The 23,371-nt window shown below is 39.5% G+C and carries 17 protein-coding genes; 6 read left to right on the top strand and 11 right to left on the bottom strand.

The window, feature by feature from the left end; genetic code table 11:
* Nucleotides 1-105 precede the first annotated feature (105 nt).
* From D0469_RS03415 to D0469_RS03395, 5 genes are all read right to left on the bottom strand, one after another.
* On the bottom strand, nt 106-462 hold the full coding sequence (locus tag D0469_RS03415) for a response regulator (protein ID WP_117325229.1): 357 nt from the start codon (nt 460-462) through the stop codon (nt 106-108).
* 26 nt (nt 463-488) lie between these two features.
* On the bottom strand, nt 489-938 hold the full coding sequence (locus D0469_RS03410; RefSeq protein WP_117325228.1) for a chemotaxis protein CheW: 450 nt from the start codon (nt 936-938) through the stop codon (nt 489-491).
* A 12-nt stretch (nt 939-950) separates the two neighbouring features.
* Nucleotides 951-2,951 carry a chemotaxis protein CheA gene (locus D0469_RS03405; RefSeq protein WP_117325227.1) on the bottom strand — a complete coding sequence of 667 codons (2,001 nt, stop codon included), beginning with the start codon at nt 2,949-2,951 and terminating at the stop codon, nt 951-953.
* A gap of 26 nt (nt 2,952-2,977) precedes the next feature.
* Nucleotides 2,978-3,430, bottom strand: coding sequence for a chemotaxis protein CheX (locus D0469_RS03400; RefSeq protein ID WP_233522927.1), 453 nt, complete (start codon nt 3,428-3,430; stop codon nt 2,978-2,980).
* A gap of 510 nt (nt 3,431-3,940) precedes the next feature.
* The gene (locus D0469_RS03395; protein WP_158553338.1) at nt 3,941-5,626 is read right to left on the bottom strand and encodes a methyl-accepting chemotaxis protein; all 1,686 of its coding nucleotides are present in this window, start codon (nt 5,624-5,626) and stop codon (nt 3,941-3,943) included.
* A gap of 878 nt (nt 5,627-6,504) precedes the next feature.
* On the opposite strand from D0469_RS03395, the gene D0469_RS03385 reads away from it, so the two are divergent.
* From D0469_RS03385 to D0469_RS03375, 3 genes are read left to right on the top strand one after another with little or no spacing between them, the layout of a single operon-like run.
* On the top strand, nt 6,505-6,720 hold the full coding sequence (locus D0469_RS03385; RefSeq protein WP_233522926.1) for a chemotaxis protein CheW: 216 nt from the start codon (nt 6,505-6,507) through the stop codon (nt 6,718-6,720).
* A 32-nt stretch (nt 6,721-6,752) separates the two neighbouring features.
* Nucleotides 6,753-8,903, top strand: coding sequence for a methyl-accepting chemotaxis protein (locus D0469_RS03380; RefSeq protein WP_117325224.1), 2,151 nt, complete (start codon nt 6,753-6,755; stop codon nt 8,901-8,903).
* A gap of 42 nt (nt 8,904-8,945) precedes the next feature.
* Nucleotides 8,946-10,637, top strand: coding sequence for a methyl-accepting chemotaxis protein (locus D0469_RS03375; protein WP_158553337.1), 1,692 nt, complete (start codon nt 8,946-8,948; stop codon nt 10,635-10,637).
* A gap of 584 nt (nt 10,638-11,221) precedes the next feature.
* Here the strand turns inward: D0469_RS03375 and D0469_RS03370 are convergent.
* Both D0469_RS03370 and D0469_RS03365 read right to left on the bottom strand, forming a co-directional pair.
* Nucleotides 11,222-12,106 carry a YitT family protein gene (locus D0469_RS03370; RefSeq protein ID WP_233522925.1) on the bottom strand — a complete coding sequence of 295 codons (885 nt, stop codon included), beginning with the start codon at nt 12,104-12,106 and terminating at the stop codon, nt 11,222-11,224.
* 293 nt (nt 12,107-12,399) lie between these two features.
* Complete coding sequence (locus tag D0469_RS03365; protein ID WP_117325222.1) at nt 12,400-13,080, bottom strand: N-acetylmuramoyl-L-alanine amidase family protein; 681 nt, start codon at nt 13,078-13,080, stop codon at nt 12,400-12,402.
* A 224-nt stretch (nt 13,081-13,304) separates the two neighbouring features.
* Here D0469_RS03365 and D0469_RS21310 point away from each other — a divergent pair, with 224 nt between their 5' ends.
* Nucleotides 13,305-13,829, top strand: coding sequence for a hypothetical protein (locus tag D0469_RS21310; RefSeq protein ID WP_199478327.1), 525 nt, complete (start codon nt 13,305-13,307; stop codon nt 13,827-13,829).
* Between the two features lie 67 nt (nt 13,830-13,896).
* On the opposite strand, the gene D0469_RS03355 is transcribed toward D0469_RS21310, so the two are convergent.
* The gene (locus D0469_RS03355; RefSeq protein ID WP_117325221.1) at nt 13,897-16,098 is read right to left on the bottom strand and encodes a PAS domain S-box protein; all 2,202 of its coding nucleotides are present in this window, start codon (nt 16,096-16,098) and stop codon (nt 13,897-13,899) included.
* 582 nt (nt 16,099-16,680) lie between these two features.
* Between D0469_RS03355 and D0469_RS03350 the strand changes: the two genes are divergently transcribed.
* Nucleotides 16,681-17,739, top strand: coding sequence for an acyltransferase family protein (locus D0469_RS03350; protein ID WP_117325220.1), 1,059 nt, complete (start codon nt 16,681-16,683; stop codon nt 17,737-17,739).
* A 672-nt stretch (nt 17,740-18,411) separates the two neighbouring features.
* Here the strand turns inward: D0469_RS03350 and D0469_RS03345 are convergent.
* From D0469_RS03345 to D0469_RS03335, 3 genes are read right to left on the bottom strand one after another with little or no spacing between them, the layout of a single operon-like run.
* A complete protein-coding gene (locus D0469_RS03345; protein ID WP_233522937.1) occupies nt 18,412-19,134 on the bottom strand; it encodes a LutC/YkgG family protein in 723 nt (240 codons plus the stop codon).
* Nucleotides 19,131-20,558, bottom strand: coding sequence for a LutB/LldF family L-lactate oxidation iron-sulfur protein (locus tag D0469_RS03340; protein WP_117325218.1), 1,428 nt, complete (start codon nt 20,556-20,558; stop codon nt 19,131-19,133). The genes D0469_RS03345 and D0469_RS03340 overlap by 4 nt, the downstream gene beginning before the upstream one ends.
* A gap of 39 nt (nt 20,559-20,597) precedes the next feature.
* Nucleotides 20,598-21,314: a (Fe-S)-binding protein gene (locus D0469_RS03335; RefSeq protein ID WP_117325217.1), complete on the bottom strand. Its 717-nt coding sequence runs from the start codon at nt 21,312-21,314 to the stop codon at nt 20,598-20,600.
* A gap of 293 nt (nt 21,315-21,607) precedes the next feature.
* On the opposite strand from D0469_RS03335, the gene D0469_RS03330 reads away from it, so the two are divergent.
* A complete protein-coding gene (locus tag D0469_RS03330) occupies nt 21,608-23,365 on the top strand; it encodes a B12-binding domain-containing radical SAM protein (protein WP_117325216.1) in 1,758 nt (585 codons plus the stop codon).
* Nucleotides 23,366-23,371: the final 6 nt, after the last annotated feature.

The raw sequence follows: 23,371 nt of genomic DNA, 5'->3' as shown, positions 1-23,371 counted from the left end.
AATATATTGCCGAGCTCTTTTCAATATAAATTATCAAAGGAAACAGAAAAAAGCCAATCAATTTGGCTTTTCTATATGTATTATCGATAGCTTTTCATTAAGAAATTAAAGATGTTTTTGCAGAGCTTCCTTAATACGGTCGGCTGAAAATGGTTTAACGATAAAATCTTTTGCACCCGCTTGAATCGCTTCTACTACCATTGCTTGCTGTCCCATAGCTGAACACATTATCACTTTTGCATTTGGATCAATTTTCTTAATTTCTTTGACAGCAGTTACGCCATCCATCTCAGGCATGGTAATATCCATTGTTACAAGGTCCGGTCTAAGTTCTTGATAAAGAGCGGCTGCTACTTTTCCGTTTTCCGCCTCTCCAACTACCTCATGACCGGCTTTTGTTACCATATCTTTCAACTGTAGTCTCATAAATGCTGCATCATCTGTCACTAAAATTCTAGCCATCTTAACCAATCCTTTCAAATCATCTATTAAGTATGTGAAATCTCGTGTTTGTCCATGATATTTAATACTTTTTCAAGATGTAACATAGTAAATAATCGATTCTCTAATTTCACAATACCCTGCAGGAAACCTTCATGAATCTCACCAACTGTATCCGGTGTTGGTTCTATATTGTCTTCTTGTATGTCAATAACGTCATTTGCAGCTTCTACAACTAATGCAAGTTCTAAATCATTCCATGAAACGATTAACAACCTTGTTTGATCATCACTTAAAGTAGAACCCAATCCAAAACGTTCTTTTAGGTCTATGACAGGAATGACAACACCGCGTAAATTGACTACACCTTTAATAAATGCTGAAACTCCCGGAACTCTGGTAATCGCTTGAACCTTTTCAATGGAGTATACATGATTTACATTGATTGCGTATTCCTCAGCATTAATTTGAAATACAATTACTTTTAAGGGATTCATGGTTTGTTCTCCTTACTTCACTAAATCATTTGTATCTAATATAAGCGCAATATTTCCATTTCCAAGAATGGTTGCTCCTGAAATTGCATAGACATTCTTTAAGTAGTTACCTAATGATTTTAAAACAATTTCTTTTTGGCCGATAAATGAATTGACAGCGAGCGCAGTCATTTTGTCTCCCTTTTTAACAACTACTATTGAGTAATGGTCTACTTCTCCAACGTAGTTCTTTGGAACCTGTAGAATTTCCTGAAGCAATACCAGAGGAACCACCTTACCTCTAAAATCAATCACTTCTTGTCCGTGAGCCTTCATTACATCTTCTTTTTTAACCGTTGCCGTTTCCAGGATAGATGATAAAGGTATTGCATATGTTTCTTCTTCAACTTTGACGAGCATTGCAGAAAGAATAGATAATGTTAACGGTAATTGGATAGAGAAACGCGTCCCTCTTCCAAGTTGGGATTCTATAAAGATAGCTCCACCTAAAGACTCGATTTTCGTTTTTACAACATCAAGACCTACACCGCGGCCGGAGATATCAGAAATTTGTTCAGCGGTACTGAAACCTGATGCAAAAATTAGCTGGTAAACCTGATCATCCGTTAGCTTATCAGCATTTTCAGGTTGGACAATCCCATTTTGAATGGCTTTCTTTAAGACAATATCTCTATTAATGCCTCCACCATCATCTTCTATTTCAATAAACACATGGTTTCCACTATGAAATGCTTTTAAAATTACTTTTCCTTCCGGATCTTTGCCTTTTTCTTTTCGAACTTCCGGTTTTTCAATGCCATGGTCCAGAGAGTTTCGAATAAGATGAACTAAAGGGTCTCCTATTTCATCAATCACCGTGCGGTCTAACTCTGTTTCTGCACCCATGATTTCGAGTGAAATTTGTTTTTCTAAGTCCTTTGCCAATCCACGCACCATACGCGGGAACCGATTAAATACTTGCTCTACTGGGACCATTCGCATTTCTAAAATTAAGGTTTGCAGATCGCTTGAAACTCGGACCATTTTTTCAACAGTCTCACTCAGTTCTGAATTCATTAAGGTACTCGAAATATCTTCAAGTCTGCCACGGTCTATGATTAACTCTTCAAAAAGGTTCATTAACTGGTCAATTCGTTCAATATTGACTCGTATTGTTTTTGAAGCAGCTGGATTAGAAGAATTTGACGATTTTGATGATTGTTCAGGAGAGACATTCGTTTCAACATCATTTTTTTCAGTTCCCTGATAACCATTGTGAACAGACTGATCCACGTTATATGTAACAATTGTCACTTCTTTTACTTCTGAAACTTGTAAGATATTATTCTCAATCTCTTCTTTATTTGCTTTTGAAATAAGAAGAACTTGGAATTGGGTATCAAACTCTTCATTTTCAAGTGATTCCACAGCAGGTACCGATTTTATAATGTCACCTAATATTTCTAAAGCCTCGAAAACCATAAAAACACGGACAATTTTTAAAGCGCAGTCGTCATCCAATTTAACCGATATTTGATAAGTTTCAAAACCTTGTTCAATTGCGTGAGAAATGACTGTTTTCTCATAATCGGATGTTTCTATCGTTTCAGCTTGAACACTGCTTGTTAGATCAATAGCTTCAATTGCCTCGCCTTTTCCCATTTGTTCGAGCATACGGACTAAGGAAGAGACATCTCTTTTCCCATCGCCGCCATTTCTGATGGAATCCACCATTCCCTCTAAAGACTCTACTGATTCAAAGATTAAATCAACAACTGCAGTTGTAACGGACAATTTTTTATTTCGTATCAAGTCCAGTACATTTTCCATATGATGCGTGAGATCAGCAATATCAGTATACCCCATTGTGGCTGACATACCCTTTAGAGTATGGGCCGAACGGAAAATCTCTCCAACAATTTCTATATTTCCAGGCTGTTCTTCTAACTTCAGCAGGTGATCATTTACAGCTTGTAAATGTTCCGTACTTTCTTCGAGAAACAGCTCAAAGTATTGATTATTGGTTTCTATCATTATGTTTCAACTCCTGAACAATTATATCAATCCAATAATAGAAACAGGGATAGTTCCCCTTTCTCATGAAAAGAGATTTTCATTTCCATCCCTTTTTTAAAGCCTGATACTTTAGATGAACCTTCCATGATGGTAGGTGAAGTTATATCTATTATAATTCCATTTTGGGACACGTTTGTACATAGCCCTCCAGAAATCATATTTCCTAGCTCACCCGCAAACGAGATTAACATCTCCCCTTCAAGCGGCATCCCAAACATAGATTCTCCAATCGCACTAAATACTTGTGGTTCCCCTTTAAAAATAAATTTCCCTTTCTGGTCTCCAGTAAATCCAATCAACACAGCGAACTCCAGATGTAAATGACCTTCTACTGATTCAAGGCTATGATTATCATATGAGATTGGTACAACGCTTCGAATAGACGCAAGCATACCCTCGGATAGTAAGGTAAATGGTAGTGTTTCGGTTGCTAACATTTGTCTGCCTCCTATTATTTATTGAAGTTAGTGTCAATGAAACTTAATGAGATTCATACATTGCACACTGTGTATGTACAATCTAGAATGTTTTTTGATTGATCAGAGAGATTGAACGAAATTCATTATTTCGGATTCAGTAAAAACAGTTATTTCTCAAACAGCAAAGAATCAGTTATGTCTTCCATGGATATAGGCTATTTGACTCAATGTTATAAATATAATCGTAGGAGTATTTTCGTGTCCAATTTACTTCAGACATAAATCTCTTTTTTCCCGACAGAATTTTATTTATTTAAGGATGGGAATTTATCCATTCAAACGTAAAATTGACAAATTTATTTTTTCAGAAAAGAAATCAGCTTTCTTAATGAGCATAATACTGCCAATGAATTCTATTTTTTTAATTGAATTATAGTTAGATATCATCTTTAGTACTCTTTTACTATACTCATGAAACACAGTACTAACTCAGGAGATTAAATGCCAAAATGCCCTTTTATTATTACATTATATTTTAAATTTACTCATGACTTCTTGTAAGTTCAGCGCCAATTTAGACAATCCAGCCGCAGAAGCGGTAATTTCTTCCATCGATACTAATTGTTCTTCTGCTGAAGCAGCAACTCCTTGCGAATGCATCGAAGTCTGTTTGGAAATGCTGCTGATTCCGGCAACGGTTGCACTTACCTCTTCTGCCCCAGCAGACATTTGCTGCGCAGTCGCTGCCATTTCATCAATTTGGGTGCTTATGTTATCCATTGAATATAAAATCTCGCTAAAGCTTGACTGCGTATTTTCAACAATTCCAAGCCCTTTTTGCACATCCACTTTGACCTGGTTAATAGAATCAGTCGAACGGACCATGTCTGTTTGAATTTCTTTCACCAGCTGCGAAATCTGGGTTGATGATGCCTGTGATTGCTCCGCAAGTTTACGGACTTCATCCGCTACCACCGCAAATCCCTTTCCATGCTCGCCAGCCCGGGCCGCTTCAATGGCCGCATTTAATGCCAGCAAATTCGTTTGGTTGGCGATTTCTGTTATCACTTTTGTAATTTCGCCTATTTCTTGTGATCTGCTATCAAGCAGTTTCATCACATCATCACTAACGTCTACCGATTGGTGGATAGCATGAATTTGATGGACGGTTTGTTCTACATACTGTCCACCCTGTTTCGCCTTTTCTGACAGCTGTGTACCGGATTCTGCGATAAATGATGAGTTTTCTGCCATGTGCTGGATGCCTTGTGTTACTTCTTCCAACGATTTGGACGTTTCTTCCACGCTTACGGTTTGGTTTTCAGCGCCGTTCGCTACTTCCTGAATCGAAGCCGTTATTTGTTCAGTTGCCCTGCTCGTTTGTTCAGCGCCAGCGGTAAGCTGCTCAGATGCGGCAGCGATTTGCCCCGAACTATCGGATACTTCGCGCACTACTTCGCGCAAATTTTGTCTCATTGCATTAAAAGAATCAGCCATCTCGCCAATTTCATCTTTATTTTTCACTTTAATATCGGGAATAGACAGATCGCCGCCAGCAATTTGTTTTGCTGCATCAGCTACCTCTTTAACAGGCCTTGATATGATGCGGCCGATATAATAAGCAATTCCAATTCCAACTAATAACGCGATGATTGACACTGCTATAATAGTTGTTTTAAGTTGTGAAGCCTGCTGTTCTGCTTTTGCGCTTTCTGCAGCCAGTACGTCAAGGCACATATCTTCAAGTTCTTCTGCCTTTGCAGAAAACTCTTTGGCGATTGGAGTCCCTCTTTCTGCCAGCAGTTTCACATAGCCTTCTACATTTCCCTGTTTCTTATAAGCAAACACCTGGTCAGCCACTTCACTATAATCCTTGTGAAGCTGGTCTAATTCTTTCAGCAATTGCTGTGCTTTTGATGTATTAAGAACAGATTCTAAATAGGTGTGCGGCTTTTCATACTCAGCCTTTGTTGCTGTGTACTCTTCAATATGCTCTTCATTTCCTGTTGCCAAAAACCCTCGCACATCCCGCAATTCTTTTGTTGCCAAGTATTTTAATTCATTTGCGCTGGTAACCTTCTTAACCTGTTCATCTACCAAAAAAGAGTATTGGTTCGTGATAGATGTGATTTGAATATAACTAATAACTGCGATAGTGACCAACAGCGCAATGACGCCTGCAAAACCACTATATAACTTTTTGCTTATGGACATTTGATTGCTCCCTCCATGATGATTGTTCATTGTTTACATTCAACATTGCTCCCCTGATTAGCTATGTTGAATTTGTAGCAACACATAAAAATATGCAAATAGACTCTTTTCTAACGAATGTTCGTCCTCTTTTAGCATAATTATCCTACACATAATGATGCTTACCTGTCCAACCGATGCATGCCGGTTTAAAATCCACTGAGTAATGATGTTTCCGCTTTCCGAACATAAAACGCGTGCTTCCGGACAAAAAAACGGTAAGTTATGAACATTGTGTGACAATCTTCCTGTCCAATCTACCATAAAAGCTTTATTCCGGCTTAAGTGTATGGGGCCGATTCCTGCAGGTGAAAAGCGGAGAGTTTTTTACTATAAAGAATTTTCCATATATTTTTGTTAATTCTGCGAAATGTTTACAGCGGTACACAAGAATCATGAGGAAGGCTTGAGCTAATAAAGGGATTTCTTCATTAGCTTGAGATTTATATACATATGGAATCCGAAACTTCGGTACATAAATGAAATATATGGTTAATTTGACTGAACAATAAATAATCAGTGCCGAAATCACCGTATCCTTTTCCCAATAGCTGGATTTAAGGTCTCAAGCCGATTGGACATTCTCATTGTAAATAAATATAGTAAATAGGTAATAAGTAATATTTTGTTTTTGATTGATGCCACCATATTCGTTGCCTTATGCAAAACTGTGGAAATTGTATGCTGTCCTGCGTAATTGCAGTATACTGCTTTCTGCATTTTTTTGTGGGTCAAATAGGTCCCATTTGGCCAAAGCAATACAGTGAAAGCCTGGGACTATACCATTTGATTACTTATTGGAAATTCGACAAAAAATGAAAAAAATAGGAGGAAACAATGTGGAAAACTCGGAAACAGTCATGAAAATCATCGCTTTTCGAATTGGAAATGAAGAATTTGGCTTACACATTGATCAGGTGTTTTCGATAGAGCAAATGCAAGAAGTAACACCCATCCCCAATATGCCTGAACATGTGGTTGGGGTTATTGATTTGCGTGGAATTGTTACGCCGGTTATCGACTTGAGAAAAGTGTTAGCCAAAAGTTCAATATAAGCAACCTCCACAATCGGAAAGGAAGTCTAATTGTGAAATTTCAAAAGTTACAAATACGATCCATTCGCTCGAAAATCATTGTTCCATTTATGATCCTTATTATTTTTTCTATTGTATCAGCTGCTGTTATTTCACAGATGATGCTAACAAAAACAACGGACCATACCCTTGGACTTATTGATAACCAATTAGAAAAAGAAAAATCAATCGTAAATAACATAACCGAGACAAAAGTGAATGATACGATTAATACAAGTGTTCTTTTGGCTGAACAAATTTCATACCAGCCAGAAGTAATTAAAGCTTTGAAAGAAAATAATCCCGCCGGCATTCATGCAGCGCTAAAAAACACTGTAAAAGCCGCGAAGGAAAAAGCGAATATCGACTTAATCTGGGTTACTCGCCTTCAAGACCGCAAAAGCGATGGAGCAACTCCGATCTTTGCCTGCCCCTCCATTCCGTCATACGATGGATATGATCAATTGAATTATAAATCCGTAAATGAAGCAATGGACACAGGCAAATCGATTCCGTCATGGGAGGTTAATGAAGAAGATGGAAAGCTTCAAGTAACAGCGCCCATTATTGATCAAGGCAAAGTCATCGGTGCTGTTATTGTAGGCCAAACCGCCTATCAAAACTTCATCCGGACGATAGCGGAATCGGCTGGAACCTCTGCTACACTATTTGTCACCAATAATCAAAAGGATTTCCACATTATGACTGATACTCAATCAGATGACATTGGAAACCAGTTCTTTGACGCATCGCTTGAAAAAGATATGGAAAAAGCCCAAAGTGTTTCAGATCTAGCAAAAGATAATTCATTATACGAAAGTTTAATTCCTTACTTGGATAAGAGCATAACCTCGTCTAAGGCATTTACGGAAACTTTAAAATTAAACAATCAACTCTATGTGATGCAATTCAAACCGTTGTTGACATCAGATGAAAAAGTTGCCGCAGTTTATGTCACCCGCTTCCCTGGTTTCACTGGATTAAAAGAGGAAATCATGGATCAAACGAAGTCTTCCCAAACGCTGTTTTATGCAATTGCTATTGCTCTTATCCTGTTAAGTATCTTAATCAGCATAATTGTTTCCCGTAAAATTTCCAACCCAATTGTGCATGTGACCAATCATTTAGAAAAATTGGCAGATGGGGACTTACGGGGAGAAAACTTTGTTGTCAATAATCAAGATGAAGTGGGCCGTCTGGTACAAGCACTGAATACGATGGTGGGCAATCTTCGTCAGCTAATCGGAAAAACAACTGAAACAACAAGCCAAGTAGCTGCGGCATCGGAAGAACTGTCCGCCAGCGCAGAACAAACAAGCAGGGCAACAGAGCAAATTGCCTCTACGATACAACAAGTAGCCACTGGTACGGAAAACCAGGTCCGCAGCACAGGAGAAACGTCTCTAACAGTAAACGAACTTTCTATTGGGGTACAACAAATTGCCACTAACTCACAAAGCGTGGCTAATACAGCAACAGAAGCATTGCACAAAGCTGGAGAAGGCAATGAATCGATCCAAACAGCTATTAAGCAAATGAATTCGATTAATGTAACGGTGACTGGTTTAGGACAAGTTATCACAAATCTTGGAAAGCGCTCGAAAGAAATTGGAGAAATCATACAAGTCATCACAGGCATTTCAGAGCAAACCAATCTTTTAGCCTTAAATGCGGCGATTGAGGCCGCAAGAGCCGGAGAACAAGGCAAAGGATTTGCGGTTGTTGCGGATGAGGTTCGAAAGTTAGCGGAACAATCTTCTATGTCTGCACAACAAATATCTCAATTAATATCTGCCATTCAATCAGAAACCAATAAAGCAGTGACATCAATGGAACAAGCTACAAGAGAAGTAATTGCAGGGATTCAGGTTGTTGAATTAGCTGGAATTTCTTTTGAACACATTCAGCATTCAGTGAATGATGTAGCTGGTCAAATCCAGGAAGTTTCCTCTGCTGTGCAACTAATGTCAGCTGGTACGGAGCAGATGGTAGACTCAGTAAAACTAATTACGGAAATGACGGAAATGACTTCGGCCGGAACCCAAGAAGTGTCGGCAGCAACTGAAGAACAATTGGCGTCCATGGAGGAGATTACACACTCTTCTGCTTCCCTATCAAAAATGGCGGAAGAATTACAAGAGGTTGTTGGAAGATTCAAAGTTTGATTTTATTAAACCACGCATAAGTAATTTTTGGAGGAAAACATAGTGAGAGGTATTAAAGGTAAGATTTTAATAGGTTTTACAGTGGTGTTAGCCACATTTATAGCAATGTCGATCATTACCCTTTTAAACGTAAGTAATATGAAAAAATCCACGGAAGAGTTAATATCAGACGATTTAGTGGAGTTACAATATTTTGAAAATCTCCGCTTCAACATGGCCGAACGGTTAGCTGTTACTCGTGGTTATTTATTATACGGTGATGACACACTGAAAGATAAATTTTATCAATACACAAAGGATAGCCAGGAAAAAGAAACTGAAATATTGGAGTATTTTAAAGGAGATAATGAAGAAGAACTTGTTCAAGAAGTTGTTAATAAAAGTGCTGAATGGGGAAATGCCATTGATAAAGAGGTCATTCAAATGTATGAAAATGGCGATAAAGAAAACGCACTTCAAGCATTGGCTGAAAATAGAAGCAAGGCCGAAGAAATTATGGGTACATTACAAGAACTGGTAAAGAGCAATGAAAAAGGAGTGTCTAACTTAGGAAAGGAAGTGATTAGCAAAGGTAATAGTGTAATAGTAATCACGATTGTAAGCAGTGTTGCGGTCATATTAATCGGCATTCTTATTGCTTTATTCTTAGCAAACCGAATTGTAAAACCTATTCGGCTTGTAACAGGTAAACTACATGATATTGCCAGTAATGAAGGGGATCTTACCAGTAGAATTGAAATACAGAGTAATGATGAGATTGGCGAATTAGCACAATCATTTAACAGGATGATGAATAAATTGCATCAATTGATTCAGCAAGTAGCATCTAATGCGGAACAAGTTGCGGCTGCATCAGAACAACTAACAGCCAGTGCTGAACAAACAAGCAAAGCAAGTGAACAAATTTCTTCGACTATACAGCAAGTAGCTACAGGTACCGAAAGTCAGGTACGTAGTGCGGCGGAAACATCTCAAACTGTAAATGAAATTTCTATAAGAGCTCAACAGATTGCTTCTAATTCCCACCAAGCTGCTAACACAGCTACGGAAGCATTAGACAAAGCAGGAGAAGGAGATGCATCAATCCAAACAGCGATTAACCAAATGAACTCCATTAATGTAACGGTTAATGGTTTAGGAAAAGTCATCACAGAACTTGGGGAACGATCAAAAGAAATTGGACAAATCACAGAAGTCATAACTGGTATTTCAGCTCAAACTAACCTTTTAGCCTTGAATGCAGCGATTGAAGCTGCAAGAGCTGGAGAACAGGGCAAAGGGTTTTCGGTAGTAGCTGAAGAGGTACGAATTTTAGCCGAACAATCATCTGATTCTGCACAACAAATCTCTCAGTTAATATCTATGATTCAGACCGAAACAAATAAAGCTGTGTCATCAATGCAACAAGCAACAAAAGAAGTAATTGGCGGCATAGAGGTTGTTGAAACGGCAGGAATTTCATTTAAACAAATCAAACATTCTATAAGTGATGTGGCAGGACAAATTAAAGAAGTTTCTTCTGCGGTCCAACACATGTCAGCTGGAACTGACCAAATGGTACACTCAGTAAAACTAATTACGGAAATGACAGAAATGACTTCTGCCGGAACACAAGAAGTGTCGGCAGCAACCGAAGAACAATTGGCGTCCATGGAAGAGATCTCTTATTCGTCGGCATCATTATCCAAAATGGCGGAAGAATTACAAATGGTGGTTGGCAGATTTAAAGTATAATCTAAAATAAACATGGTTTTCATTAGAAATCTATAAAGCAGGTAAAGTTTTACTTGCATTAAGATTTAAAGACATTATGCTTGCTCAAAAGTGTAAAGACTGTTAAATATGCAGCTGCCCCCATGCTCTAGTCTTTATCAAAAACTATTTCTGAAGATTAGACGGCCAGTTTGGCCGTCTTTTTTAATAGATTATGGGTGATGAAATTCTATTCTCCGTGAGCAAAGCTGGAAGGTAAAATCGGCGGAACGAGCGATTGCTCTTGTTTATTTCTTCATGCAATTCATATGGTTTAGATATCTTGCGTTTATGCTTATCACATTGTTTTTCACTTGATATTCAAAGCTATTTCTGCAACAGCCTCTACAATTTTATTTGTGGATACTGCACCAAAACAAAAACAAGTACAAAAACAAATGCTATTTTTTTTATCTCTTCTTACCTCTTCTCTCATTTGTGCTTATTCCAGCTAGTACACTAATTAGACGATCACTATAGTGTTTTGGTTACATAATTTTAAAAAACTTTAAAACTAATTAAGAAGAGCCAGCAAAAATATGCGGGCTCATAAAACTAATGACATATTAATGGATATTTCTCTTTTTAAACCGTCCGCCACGCACTTCCGAAATATCTGCTATTGCCAGGAATGCAGAGGGATCAATTTCTTCAACAATTGTAGTAAGTTTAGATTCTTCCAGACGGGTGATGATACAGAATATAACTTTCTTGTCATCCCCGGTAAAAGCACCTTCTCCATGCAGGAAAGTTACTCCTCGTCCTAATCGATGGTTTATTGCATCACCTATCTCTGTTGCTTCATCACTAATGATCCACACTGATTTGGATTCTTCCATTCCGGTAACAACAATATCTATAGCTTTTGCAGCTACTACATAAGCTAGAATTGAATACATAGCTCGATCCCATGTATAAACAAATCCAGCGGAACTAAGTATGAATAAGTTCATAAACATTACAATTTCCCCAACAGAAAATGGAACTTTTTTAGTGATTACAATTGAAAGTACTTCAGTGCCATCCAACGCACCGCCATTTCGGATAACCAATCCCACTCCTATCCCCAAGAAAATTCCTCCGAATATCGTAGCAAGAAGAATATCTTCAGTGAAGGGCGGAATCGGGTGGAAAAAGGTAGCGAAAATAGAAAGCATAATGATTCCATAAATAGTGGAGATAGCAAATGTTTTTCCAAACTGTTTATAGCCAAGATAGACGAATGGTAAATTTAACAGAAATAGAAAGATACCTAGTTTCATGCCAGTTAGATGGGAAAGCATAATAGATATCCCTGTTACACCACCATCAATTACTTTGTTCGGGACCAAAAAGATTTCCAATCCTGTTGCCATCAATAATGCACCGATAGTAATCCATACTGCCCGCTGTAATACTTTGACGGGGGTTAATTTACGATGCTTCTTCTTAAGTGGTAAAACTTCTGCCAAAAAATCACACCTTCTTTAGTATTATTATTAATTATACCGTAATTCAACTAAATAAAAAAACAGATGTATTAAACCCAAAAGAAAACAAGTTAATCAGTTCCGGAATGCTGGTTCTAACGTAACCTGAGTTCGATTTATCTGTTCTTGATGAATCATTGAAATTACTCCTAAAAACACTATCTTTGTGATGTTAAGTCAAAAAAAGCCACTCACTGATTAAAGTGTACCCTATAGAGTAGACACTTAAAAAAAGTCTACCTATAGGGTACTTTTTAGATAAAAGGGGCTCTTTGCTACTCTTCTCTTACATAAGTTAAATAACCGAATTCCTTCTTTATTTGTGCAGCTGCTGCCTCAGCTTCTGCTTGAGAGGCAAATGTGCCGGTAAATACTCGATACCGTTTGCCTGCCTGCTGTTTCACCTTTGCTGGAAGTTTAAGAAATCTTGCAATCCCACGAGCATATGCGGCAGCCATGTCTTCAAGAAACTGCTTATTCTTTAGTAACACAGCATCCTTGGAATCGATAAAGCAGATTTCCGTTAAGATTGCGGGCATCACAGTTTCCCTCACCACCGCAAGATTTCTTCGTTTATCTGCGTTACCATGTACTCCTAAACCATATTTATTGGCTGTGGAGATTGCCTCTGAATTAACTAGCTGCTGCAGAGTTATTGAGTTTTTGCTTGGCTCCGTATAGATAAAGGATTCATACCCCGTACCACCCCCGGCATTAACATGGTTGCTAATGAAAACGTCAGCTTTAATGGAGTTAGCAATGGCTGCCCGTTTTGAAAGATCAATAAACACGTCTGTAGTTCGTGATAGCACCACTTCAAAACCGGAGTAATGACTTTTTAAATACGTTTCCATATATTTTGAAATCTCTAATACCAAATTCTTTTCCTGTAATCCATTTGCAGCAGCTCCAGGATCCTTTCCGCCATGTCCAGGATCAATGTAGATTTTAACCATGAAAAATCACCTCAATTTATTGTATGTAACTGTGAACAAGCATGGCTGTGCTGGACCACTAATTGCGGTTCCGTCTTCAGCTTAATCTCAACAGCTGAATACCTTGGCAAAGTCTTTATGTCATCCTTACCTAAAATTCCACGAATTCATCAGGTCTGTTTGTCCATTCACCTAATAGGTCTGTGAATATAATACTCATAGGTTTAAGGAAGGGAGAAAAAGAAATGGGGAACAATTCAAACCGCAGTAATTCAAACTCTGATAGCAATTCCAATGCTGACTTCGAATTGGACAACAATACTCGAAGCGATAGTGATGTCGAAAGCGATAATGAGGTGCGTAACAGAAACCGCAATACCAATATTGCAAAGCTTGATTGCAGTGGAAATTCAGAAATTGACCTGGACATCGACGTAGATTCAAACTCTAGAACAAGAGCATTTTCCCGGGCAGAATCAGATGCAGAACAAGGTCAAGACCAAGAACAGGATCAGGAAAGTGAAGGAAATAACGGCAATGGTGTTGGCGGAGTTGGTACCGGTAATGGCCGAAACCGGAACCGGAGGGATAACGGGGGCCGCAGGGGCGACCGGGACCGCAGGGACGACCGAAACCGCAGAGACGACCGGGACCGCAGAGACGACCGGGACCGCAGGGACGACCGGGACCGCAGGGACGATCGGGACCGCAGGGACGATAAAAGGAATGGAAGAAACAACGTCTGGTTTAACTCTAAATGGGGTTTTTAAAAACCTTTCATTAAACACAGGGAGCAGGGAAGTTTTCCCTGCTCCTTTGTCATTTTCTTGAAAAAAATTACTTCCTCAGAAATACGATCTCCTCTTCTTTATTGACTGGAAGATAAATATGAAAAATTGTACCAATACCAATTTCACTTTCCACATCAATATAGCCATTATGTTCCTCTATTATCTTATAACTGACCATTAAACCTAGGCCGGTTCCTCTCTCCTTTGTTGTATAAAATGGCTCCCCAAGTTTTTTGATCTTTTTCTCCGGAATTCCTGCTCCTTGATCTTTTATGGAAATTTTTACGAATTTTTCTTCATGCCGTTCGCTGGAAATATAGATCACTCCGCCATTAGGCATAACCTCAATGGCATTTTTAATGATATTAATAAACACCTGTTTCAGCTGATTCCCTTCACAATAGATGATAAAAGGATTTTCCTTAAAAGAAGTTTCAAACTGAATATTTTGCATTAGGGCCTGTGCAGAAAGCAAATCAAGTGTATCCTGCATTACCCCGTTAATATTCCTTTTCTGATAGTTCATTGCCTGTGGCTTAGCGAGCACCAGGAATTCCGTGATGATTGATTCAATCCGCTGCAATTCGGATGTAATAACATTAAAATAAGTGGAGAAATCTTCTTTCACACTGCTTTGCAAGAGCTGGATAAACCCTTTCAAAGCTGTCATGGGGTTGCGAATTTCATGGGCTATGCCCGCAGCCAGCTCACCGACCACACTTAGCGTATCTGATTTTCTCAGCTGTTCTTCCATTTCCAGCTTTTCCGTAACATCCCTAAAAATAGTAAGATGGAGTTCCTGGCTTAAAAAGGGCCTTGTTGAGAATTCAATATGTTTTACCCGCCCATCGAGAAATGTAATAGGGATTGTCACCGTCTGTTCTTGATGTTTTTCTATTTCTTCCATATAAGATTGTAACGGGAATGTATTTTCTGGAACCACCTGTATTATTTCCTGAAGCGACCTGGCAAACAGGTTGGCTTTATTTATTTCAAGGATCTGGACCCCATTTTCGTTTATATCCTCAATTTTCTCTTTATTCCATAGAATAATGCCATCCATGGTTCGTTCAAATATTTTCCGGAACTTAGTTTCACTTTTTCTTAACTCATTTTCAATACGCCAGCGTTCACTGACATTGCGGAAAATAGCAATATTGTAACCCTCACTCGGATGGGAGTTTGCCGTTAATTCCAGCAATTTTTTCTGCCCGTTCGGCATTGTAAAGAAAAGCTCTCCCCTTATAGATCCGGTTTTGAAAAATTCATCCATAAGCTCTATGTAATCTTGCTGGAGCCTGTCTGTATATTTAGCAATATGGATACCGAGCAATTGTTCCCTTGTTGATTCAAAAATCCTGCAAGCAGCATCGTTAACCCTGAAAATAATTCCGTTTTCATCGCAGAACACAATTGCATCAATTGCCAGCTCAAACAACTGCCCAAATATTTCTTCACTTTTTTTCAACTTGCTTTCCATTACATGCTTTTCCGTAACGTCTCTAAAAATGGACATATAGAGCCCATTAAAAATATTCGAACTCGTAGTATACTCAAATCTGATTTTATTTTTTCGAACCTCGACATCGACCTGTCCGGCTGACGATCCCGTTTGCTCTACTTCCCTTAAGCTATCAATCCAAACCGGAACTGAATTGATGGATAAGAGCTGTTGTATTTTGCCTCCAACAACCTTCAATTTAGCCATTTGGACGGCATGACAGAAGGCCGGATTTACATCGATGATTACCCCATCCCGATCGAAAATAATGATGCTGTCTACAGCTTGATGGAAGACATCCTGAAACATCTGCACAGAAATCGTCCGTTCCCGCTCCAGTGTGCGTGCTAAGGTTATATCCGTAATTTTATAAATTAAATCTCCATCACAGATATACTCTAAAGACTTAAATTCAACATGCTTGACTATTCCGTTTGGAAGGTGAAGAATCCACTCATCAGTAAAATTTTCCTCTTTACTCATCATTTCTTCTTGATAATGAAGGATATGAGTCGGCACCTCATGCAAAAAGTCTGTGATTTTATATGTAAGAAGTTCTTCCCTGGTCATTTCAAATAATAAAAGGGCAGATCGGTTTACATAGGTAATTTGTTTTTCCGAATTTACCATGACTGCCGCTCCTGAAACATTTTCAAAAAAATCTTGGTAAAAGGCTACTTGCTTTCGAAGTATTTCCAGCTCGTTCATGGTATCTACCGCTTCCTGCTGATCTTCTCTTCCAGCCATAAAAAATCACCCCGTGTTCAGCCTTGCTTTCAAACTTCTTAATATATATTTCTACAAGAAAACGTAAAATCCTATTTCAAATGCTAAAGTAACTGGCATTATTATCTCAAAATATGTAAGATTTAACATCTATTCTTAAAATATTTCAGCTTTTATGAAAAAATCACTCTTTAGACCTAGTTTAATTCCTCTTAAAGCGTTCAGCGACTTTCGAGTGCGGCAAACTCTGTATAGTGAACAAATTAAATTTGCTAAATTGCTATTTTATTTAAAAAATTCATATAGATCTGTTCTACAGGAACATAGTGATAATTTTTTTGAAACATATTTAAGGCAAATACATAGTTTACTTTATTTATAAATTTGTAAGCAAATACTTTTTTGTATAACAGAAGTTAACAGTACGATTTTCCACAAAAACTGAAATTAGACGGTTAAACCTTTGAAAAGGAGGGTAAAAATCTTTGTAAAAAATTTGATTCAAACTTGTAAAGATTTGAACCTTCAAATAGAGAAACGGTTGTTGTAAAATTGGATACTTAGGTGGTAATAAAATGGCACACATCAAATACGGAGGAAAAAATGAGACAACGAGATTACTATTTTGACAACGCAAAGTTCATTCTCATTTTCTTTGTCGTCTTTGGACACTTATTGAAGACATTTATTGAGCATAATGAGATAATCTATTCGCTCTATAAAACGATTTATACCTTTCATATGCCTGCGTTTATTTTAGTATCAGGCTTCTTTGCAAAAGGCATTTATGAAAAAGGCTATGTGAGTAAAATTGCGAAGAAATTAATCCTTCCATATATTATTTTTCAAATCATTTACTCTGTTTTCTATTATTATTTATACAGCAAAAACACGTTCACAATGGATCTGCTTAACCCTCATTGGTCACTTTGGTTTTTGATAAGCCTGTTTTGCTGGAATATTATGCTGCTTGGTTTCTCAAAGCTCGGTCCGGCAAAGGGCCTCACAGCTGCTTTGCTAATTGCCTTGCTAATCGGTTATGCTGATTCGGTATCCAATTATCTGAGCTTATCAAGAACGTTTGTGTTCTTCCCAATGTTCCTGCTCGGCTACCATTTGCGCAGGGAGCATTTAAATCAGCTCGTCAATCTTAAGGGAAGAGTGATTGCCTTTACAGTTATTGCGATTGTATTTTTCGGTTTTTATTTCTACCCAGACATTAACTATAAGTGGCTGCTCGGGTCTAAACCATACTCTGAACTTGATGCCCATGGCTTTATTTCAATGCTCACGAGGCTGGGATTCTATGCGGTAAGTCTGATCATGGTCTTTAGTTTTATGGCATTTGTGCCAAGTAAACAGTACTTTTTTACAAAATGGGGAAAGCAGACATTATATGTTTATCTGCTTCATGGATTTATTGTCCGTTTCTTCCGGGAAAGTGAAATGACAGGATTTTTTACAAGCGTTGAAAACTTCCTGATGCTTGCAGCCATCTCCCTTCTCGTGACAATAATTCTTTCAACCGGTGTAATTGCATCCTTTTCCCAACCTATTATTGAACTAAAAATAAACCGATCCAAAAGTCTGCTGAAAAAAATAGTACTATATTTCCGATTTTATCGGGAGCGGCTGAAAAAGCAGATTTCAAGTTATAATTGACTGGATGCGTCCAAAATTTAAAATAGCTTGATAATAATATTTATCCAATAAAGATTAATGAGGAAAGAGACATCCTGATAGGACAAGGTATAAAGCATAGATTAGTAAAGGAGACCCAAAGCCGATCCGGTTTGGAGTCTCCTTTTTTTGTTTAATCTTTCTTTTAGGCTATATTAAAGCTCATGGTTTTTTTTGACAATTTGTTGATGACCAGCTGCAGCGCCCATCTGTACTCGTTAAAGAGCTATACTTTCTTTCCAGTAAAAAAGCGCAAAAACGCCCGGAACGGCACCATGAATTTCGGATTGCATACCCCAGTTACTTACTACACTGCAGAGATTTGCCAATGGACGTCCCAGTCGAAGCATAACTCTCTACACCTTCTAATTACCATTGAACTGCCGCAAATCGATCATCAGCAATAAAATTAGCCATAAAATCCTATCCCAATTGTTAGAAAGCGTCCAACAATCGGGGTTCTGCATTTGTCAGCGAATAATAAGAAGGTTTAAGGTTGCCATGTGATGTGGCAATGCTTTTCTGATCCACATGTATTTCTTGTCTGTTCGTCGGTGCTTTATTTTCCTGCGGAAAAAAGTTGCTACGCGCTGGAGCTAGAGGCTACACACTACTATTTGTTATCCCCCACTCGGTTATGTTATACAAAATTCATTACATATCATCGACCAGTATATATGCGGCCTTCACTGGCCCATGCACTCCGACGACAAGGTTCATTTCAATATCCGCTGAGTTGCTTGGTCCAGTAACAAAGTTGATGCATGCAGGAAGCACTTCCCCATTCTTCACCTTTGCTTGGATTTGCTTTGCTGCCTGAGTCATCCTTGGAACAATCGTACTCTTCGGGATAATTGCAATAAATGTCTGGGGCAGGAGACTTACCGAGCGGCCCTTTTCATTCGTGCTAAATAACACGACAGTGGCTGATTCCGCCAGCGTAATTTCGCTAAAAACTATCCCGACGTTCGAGCGTTCTGCAAGCTTGATATTTTTATCAGCAAGTTCCGGATTCCACTCGATTACATCGATTTGTTCTGCCGGCCACATTTCTGAAAGAAGCATGGACAGGCCAAATTCTTCAAAGCGGGCATCCTTTGTAGTGATCACAGGGCCGCCTCCAAATTCCTGCACAACCTCTTTCATAATTTTTGGCAAGTCGCTGGTTTTAGTTCGGTAAAAATCAGTATGAATTCGAACGCAATGTTCCTTTAAGACGTTGATTAGCTCCTCAATAGAAGCCCCTTTCATTACTTCGTGCTGTGGCTGATGCTTCCAAATAGGCCGTTCAAGGGTCTCTTTAACTTGCTCCCTTCCTAGCCTGCCAGCAAGCCTGCTTAGAAAAGCTTCGCGATTCTGGATAGTTCCTGCCATTATTGATTGCCCCCTTTTTCCCGTTTACTGAACCAGTCTCGGAATCTTTCTTTTTGGGGGGCAGGAAAATCCCGGATCTCCGTCCAAGCTTTTAAAGGGCCTGGCCCTTTTGTAATTGACTCGCCGACTGTAAAAGGATTCATCGCCGTTGGGGCCATTTTGGATCCAAACTTATATAGGGCCGGGGAAGCAGCACCTAATCCGAAAGCCTTCATTGCCATTTTTTCCGAAATCGGCGCCTTCCCTTCCCTTTCCACGATAACTTGACGGTGTTTATGAAGCAATTCGTGGAGCGGAATTTTCACCGGGCAGGCATCTGTGCAGGCTGCACAAAGAGTTGAAGCATATGGAAGTTCCTTATAGTCATCATAGCCTCCCAGCAGCGGTGACAGGACCGCTCCGATCGGTCCTGAATAGATAGAGCCGTAGGAATGGCCGCCAACATGCCGGTACACCGGGCATACGTTTACACAAGCCGCACAGCGGATACACTGAAGGACTGATTGAAATTCAGAGCCGAGGATATTGGAACGGCCATTATCTACGATAACCAGATGAAATTCCTCTGGGCCGTCCACATCGCCAGGCTGCCTTGGACCGGTCAAAGCAGTAATATAGCTTGTGAGCCTTTGCCCAACTGCACTCCTTGTCAGCATGCCGACCAAAACTTCAAACTCCTCAAAAGAAGGAACGATACGCTCCATCCCCATTACGGTGATCTGGACTTTTGGCAGGGTAGTTACCATCCGTCCATTGCCCTCATTGGTTATAAGGCCTACCGAACCGCTTTCTGCGATCGCAAAATTACAGCCAGTAATTCCGATATCTGCTTCAAGGAATTTCTCCCGAAGGACTTTGCGCGCATGGGCTGTTAATTCCTCAGGCTTTTCAGTGTTCTCATACGCAAGCTTTTCCTTAAAAACATCACGGATCTGTTCTTTATTTTTATGAAGAGCCGGTGTAACAATATGGGATGGAGGATCATGATCATCGACCTGAAGAATATATTCACCCAGATCAGTTTCTATAACTTCACACCCTGCTGCTTCAAGCACCTGATTAAGATTGATTTCTTCGGTAACCATAGATTTTGATTTGACAACTTTTTTCCCATTCTTTTGCTGGATCACTTCTTTTATGTATGTACTTGCTTCTTCTGCCGTTTCAGCGAAAAACACATGACCACCATTTTTAGAAACGTTTTCAGACAATTGAAGAAGATAGTAATCCAGGTTCTCCAGCACATGCTGGCGGATTTCCTCTGAATGATTGCGCCATTCCTCCCAGTTCCCTAGCTCTTCTGCTGCAGCAAGCCGCCGGCCGTGAAGCCGTTCCTGGGCACTTGATACAGCGGATCTCATAAATGCGTTATTAATGCCGGTTTCCACTCTTTCCTTAAAGGTTTCTTCCCCTATTTTCATTGGCATAATAAGTCTTACGCTCCTTCATTGGTCATATGGAGTGCTTCAGCGGCTGTTAAGCACCTCAGCAATATGCATTACCTTAATCGGCCCGCCTTTTCGGTTGATCCTGCCCCCGATATTCATTAAGCAGCCTGCATCGGACCCGATTATGTAATCAGCATCCGTTTCGCCTATATGCTCGATTTTTTCATCAACCATCTGCTCTGAGATTTGTCCCATTTTCACAGAAAATGTCCCTCCAAAACCGCAGCAATTGTGTGCGTTTGGCAGAGGGATATATTCAAGTTCCTGGACATTACTTAGCAATATCATCGGGGCCTCCTTGACATGGAGCAGCCGGGCCATGTGGCAGGAAGTATGGTAGGTAACCTTCCCCTTTAATCTGGCTCCAACATCTTCTACTTTCAGCACATCTACAATAAACTGGGTTAGCTCATATGTCTTGGCCGCCAATTTTTCTGCACGCTCGCCCCAGGAACCTTCATCCTTAAGTACATTCGGATATTCCTTGAACATGGCAGCACATGATCCGGACGGTGTCACCACAAATTCTGCGTGTTCAAATGCTTCAACCATTCTTTTCATGGCATCTCTTGAATCGTTCACATAACCGCTGTTATAAGCCGGCTGGCCGCAGCATACCTGAGATTCCGGAAACTCCACCTCACAGCCTAGATGTTCGAGAACTTCAACGGTCGCTTTGCCAACCTCTGTGTGAAACATATCAACCAAACATGTTGCAAAAAGAGAAACCTTCACATGAATCCCTCCCATTCCTAAATATCTTTATAATAAATAACAATACTCTCTTATTATAATGTGAAATTTCTGATGAATGTAAATATTTTATCATTTATAAATAACTATCGAAAAAATACTTATAATGTTCATAAATATTCGATGCCTGCGGTGGGCATAAAGACAATGTATATTATTTTATCTATTGAATACGGCAATACTATGGTAAAATATTAAGTTAGTGTTTGTAAGTTTAAGGATCGATTGAGTGATCCTGAAAGGAGTCCAGGCGTTTTCTATACGCAATCTGATATATGAAAATTATACTAAGTACTTTAAATGCCAAATACATTCATACAAGCTTATCCATTCGAAATTTAAAAGCATATGCCGCTCCTGAATATGAGATTGAGCTGGCGGAGTATACAATTAAAGATCCGATTATGAATATTGTAGGTGACCTGCATTCGAAGAAGCCCGATATTATCGGATTTAGCTGCTACATTTGGAATATCGAAGAAACCAAAAAGGTAGTCGAGCTGCTGAAAAAAGTGAATCCCGGTTTAAAAATTGTCCTGGGCGGTCCCGAAGTAACCTACGACGTCGCTGATTGGCTTGAGGAAATACCACACGCGGATTTCATTGTAATCGGCGAGGGAGAGGAAACATTCAAACAGCTGCTTGCCGAGCTGCATGGTGACGGAAACTTTGCTGAACTAAGCGGATTGGCCTTCCGTGATGAAGGCAAGAAAAGGATAGCGCCGCAGCGCAATAAACTTGATTTAAAGCAGCTTCCGTCACCATTCAGGTTTCCTGAGGATATTCCCCACCTTGACAAACGGGTGGTTTATATCGAAACAAGCCGAGGCTGCCCGTTCAGCTGCCAGTTTTGTCTTTCCTCCATTGAGGTAGGTGTGCGATATTTCGACCGTGAGAAGGTTAAGGACGATATTCGTTACTTAATGAATAACGGTGCCAAGACGATTAAGTTTGTTGACCGCACCTTCAATATCAGCAGAAGCTATGCGATGGAAATGTTCCAATTCCTTATCGATGAGCATCTCCCGGGTACCGTATTCCAATTTGAGATTACTGCGGATATTATGAGACCGGAAGTCATACAGTTCTTAAACGACAATGCGCCGGCTGGGTTATTCCGCTTTGAAATAGGAGTTCAATCAACTAACGATTATACAAATGAACTTGTCATGCGCAAGCAGAATTTTGAAAAATTGACAAGGACCGTCACAATGGTAAAGGAAGGCGGCAAAATAGACCAGCACCTGGACTTAATAGCCGGATTGCCTGAGGAAGATTACAATTCGTTCAAAAAAACCTTTAACGATGTTTTTGCTATGCGTCCAGAGGAACTTCAGCTCGGCTTCCTGAAAATGCTGAGGGGCACAGGACTGCGCATCAGGGCAGCTGAATGGGAATATGTGTACAGCGACCACTCGCCATATGAAATTCTTGGCAACCGTGTGTTGAACTTTGACGATATTGTGAGAATTAAACAGGTTGAGGATGTTCTTGAAAAGTATTGGAATGATCATCGGATGGATCAGACAGTCGAGTTTCTGGCTGGAAATGCATTCCAATCACCATTTGATTTTTTCCAAGACTTTGGCACCTTTTGGAATCAGCGGGGCTGGGCAAGAATCGGACATCAGCTTGAGGATTTATTTAAGAGGCTAAATGTCTTCTTACTGGATCGTGGTTTCACTGATTTGGAAGTCGCAACGGGTTTGATGAAATATGATTATTTTCATAACCAAAAGTATAAGCCGCGCAAGCCATGGTGGGATCAGTCATTTGATAAAACCGAGAGAACAGGGATTTACCGTTCTTTAATTAAAAAGCCATCGATTGCTGGTAGCGGGTTTACAGATCTATCACTATCTGAAAAGGAACTGTATAAACATACGATGCTGGAAGAGATCCCGTTTGATTTGGATGCATTCCTGTCAACAGGTGAGATTATTAAACAGCCGTCGGTAATGGTTGCCTATTTTGACCCATCAGGCAAAGGCACAAAAGTTTATTCTATTTCCAATAGTGCATTAGCCCACTAAGCTCCG

The sequence above is a fragment of the Peribacillus saganii genome (assembly GCF_003429095.1).
Taxonomy (GTDB): Bacteria; Bacillota; Bacilli; order Bacillales; family DSM-1321; genus Peribacillus; species Peribacillus saganii.
Note: the sequence above shows the minus strand (reverse complement) of the source record. Positions and strands in the feature narration are given on the sequence as shown.

Excerpts from the sequence above, each read along its gene's own strand:
- D0469_RS03415 (WP_117325229.1), bottom strand. The coding sequence starts at position 462 with ATGGCTAGAATTTTAGTGACAGATGATGCAGCATTTATGAGACTACAG.
- D0469_RS03410 (WP_117325228.1), bottom strand. The coding sequence starts at position 938 with ATGAATCCCTTAAAAGTAATTGTATTTCAAATTAATGCTGAGGAATAC.
- D0469_RS03405 (WP_117325227.1), bottom strand. The coding sequence starts at position 2,951 with ATGATAGAAACCAATAATCAATACTTTGAGCTGTTTCTCGAAGAAAGT.
- D0469_RS03400 (WP_233522927.1), bottom strand. The coding sequence starts at position 3,430 with ATGTTAGCAACCGAAACACTACCATTTACCTTACTATCCGAGGGTATG.
- D0469_RS03395 (WP_158553338.1), bottom strand. The coding sequence starts at position 5,626 with ATGTCCATAAGCAAAAAGTTATATAGTGGTTTTGCAGGCGTCATTGCG.
- D0469_RS03365 (WP_117325222.1), bottom strand. The coding sequence starts at position 13,080 with ATGGTTAAAATCTACATTGATCCTGGACATGGCGGAAAGGATCCTGGA.
- D0469_RS21310 (WP_199478327.1), top strand. The coding sequence starts at position 13,305 with ATGGGGAACAATTCAAACCGCAGTAATTCAAACTCTGATAGCAATTCC.
- D0469_RS03355 (WP_117325221.1), bottom strand. The coding sequence starts at position 16,098 with ATGGCTGGAAGAGAAGATCAGCAGGAAGCGGTAGATACCATGAACGAG.
- D0469_RS03350 (WP_117325220.1), top strand. The coding sequence starts at position 16,681 with ATGAGACAACGAGATTACTATTTTGACAACGCAAAGTTCATTCTCATT.
- D0469_RS03340 (WP_117325218.1), bottom strand. The coding sequence starts at position 20,558 with ATGCCAATGAAAATAGGGGAAGAAACCTTTAAGGAAAGAGTGGAAACC.
- D0469_RS03330 (WP_117325216.1), top strand. The coding sequence starts at position 21,608 with ATGAAAATTATACTAAGTACTTTAAATGCCAAATACATTCATACAAGC.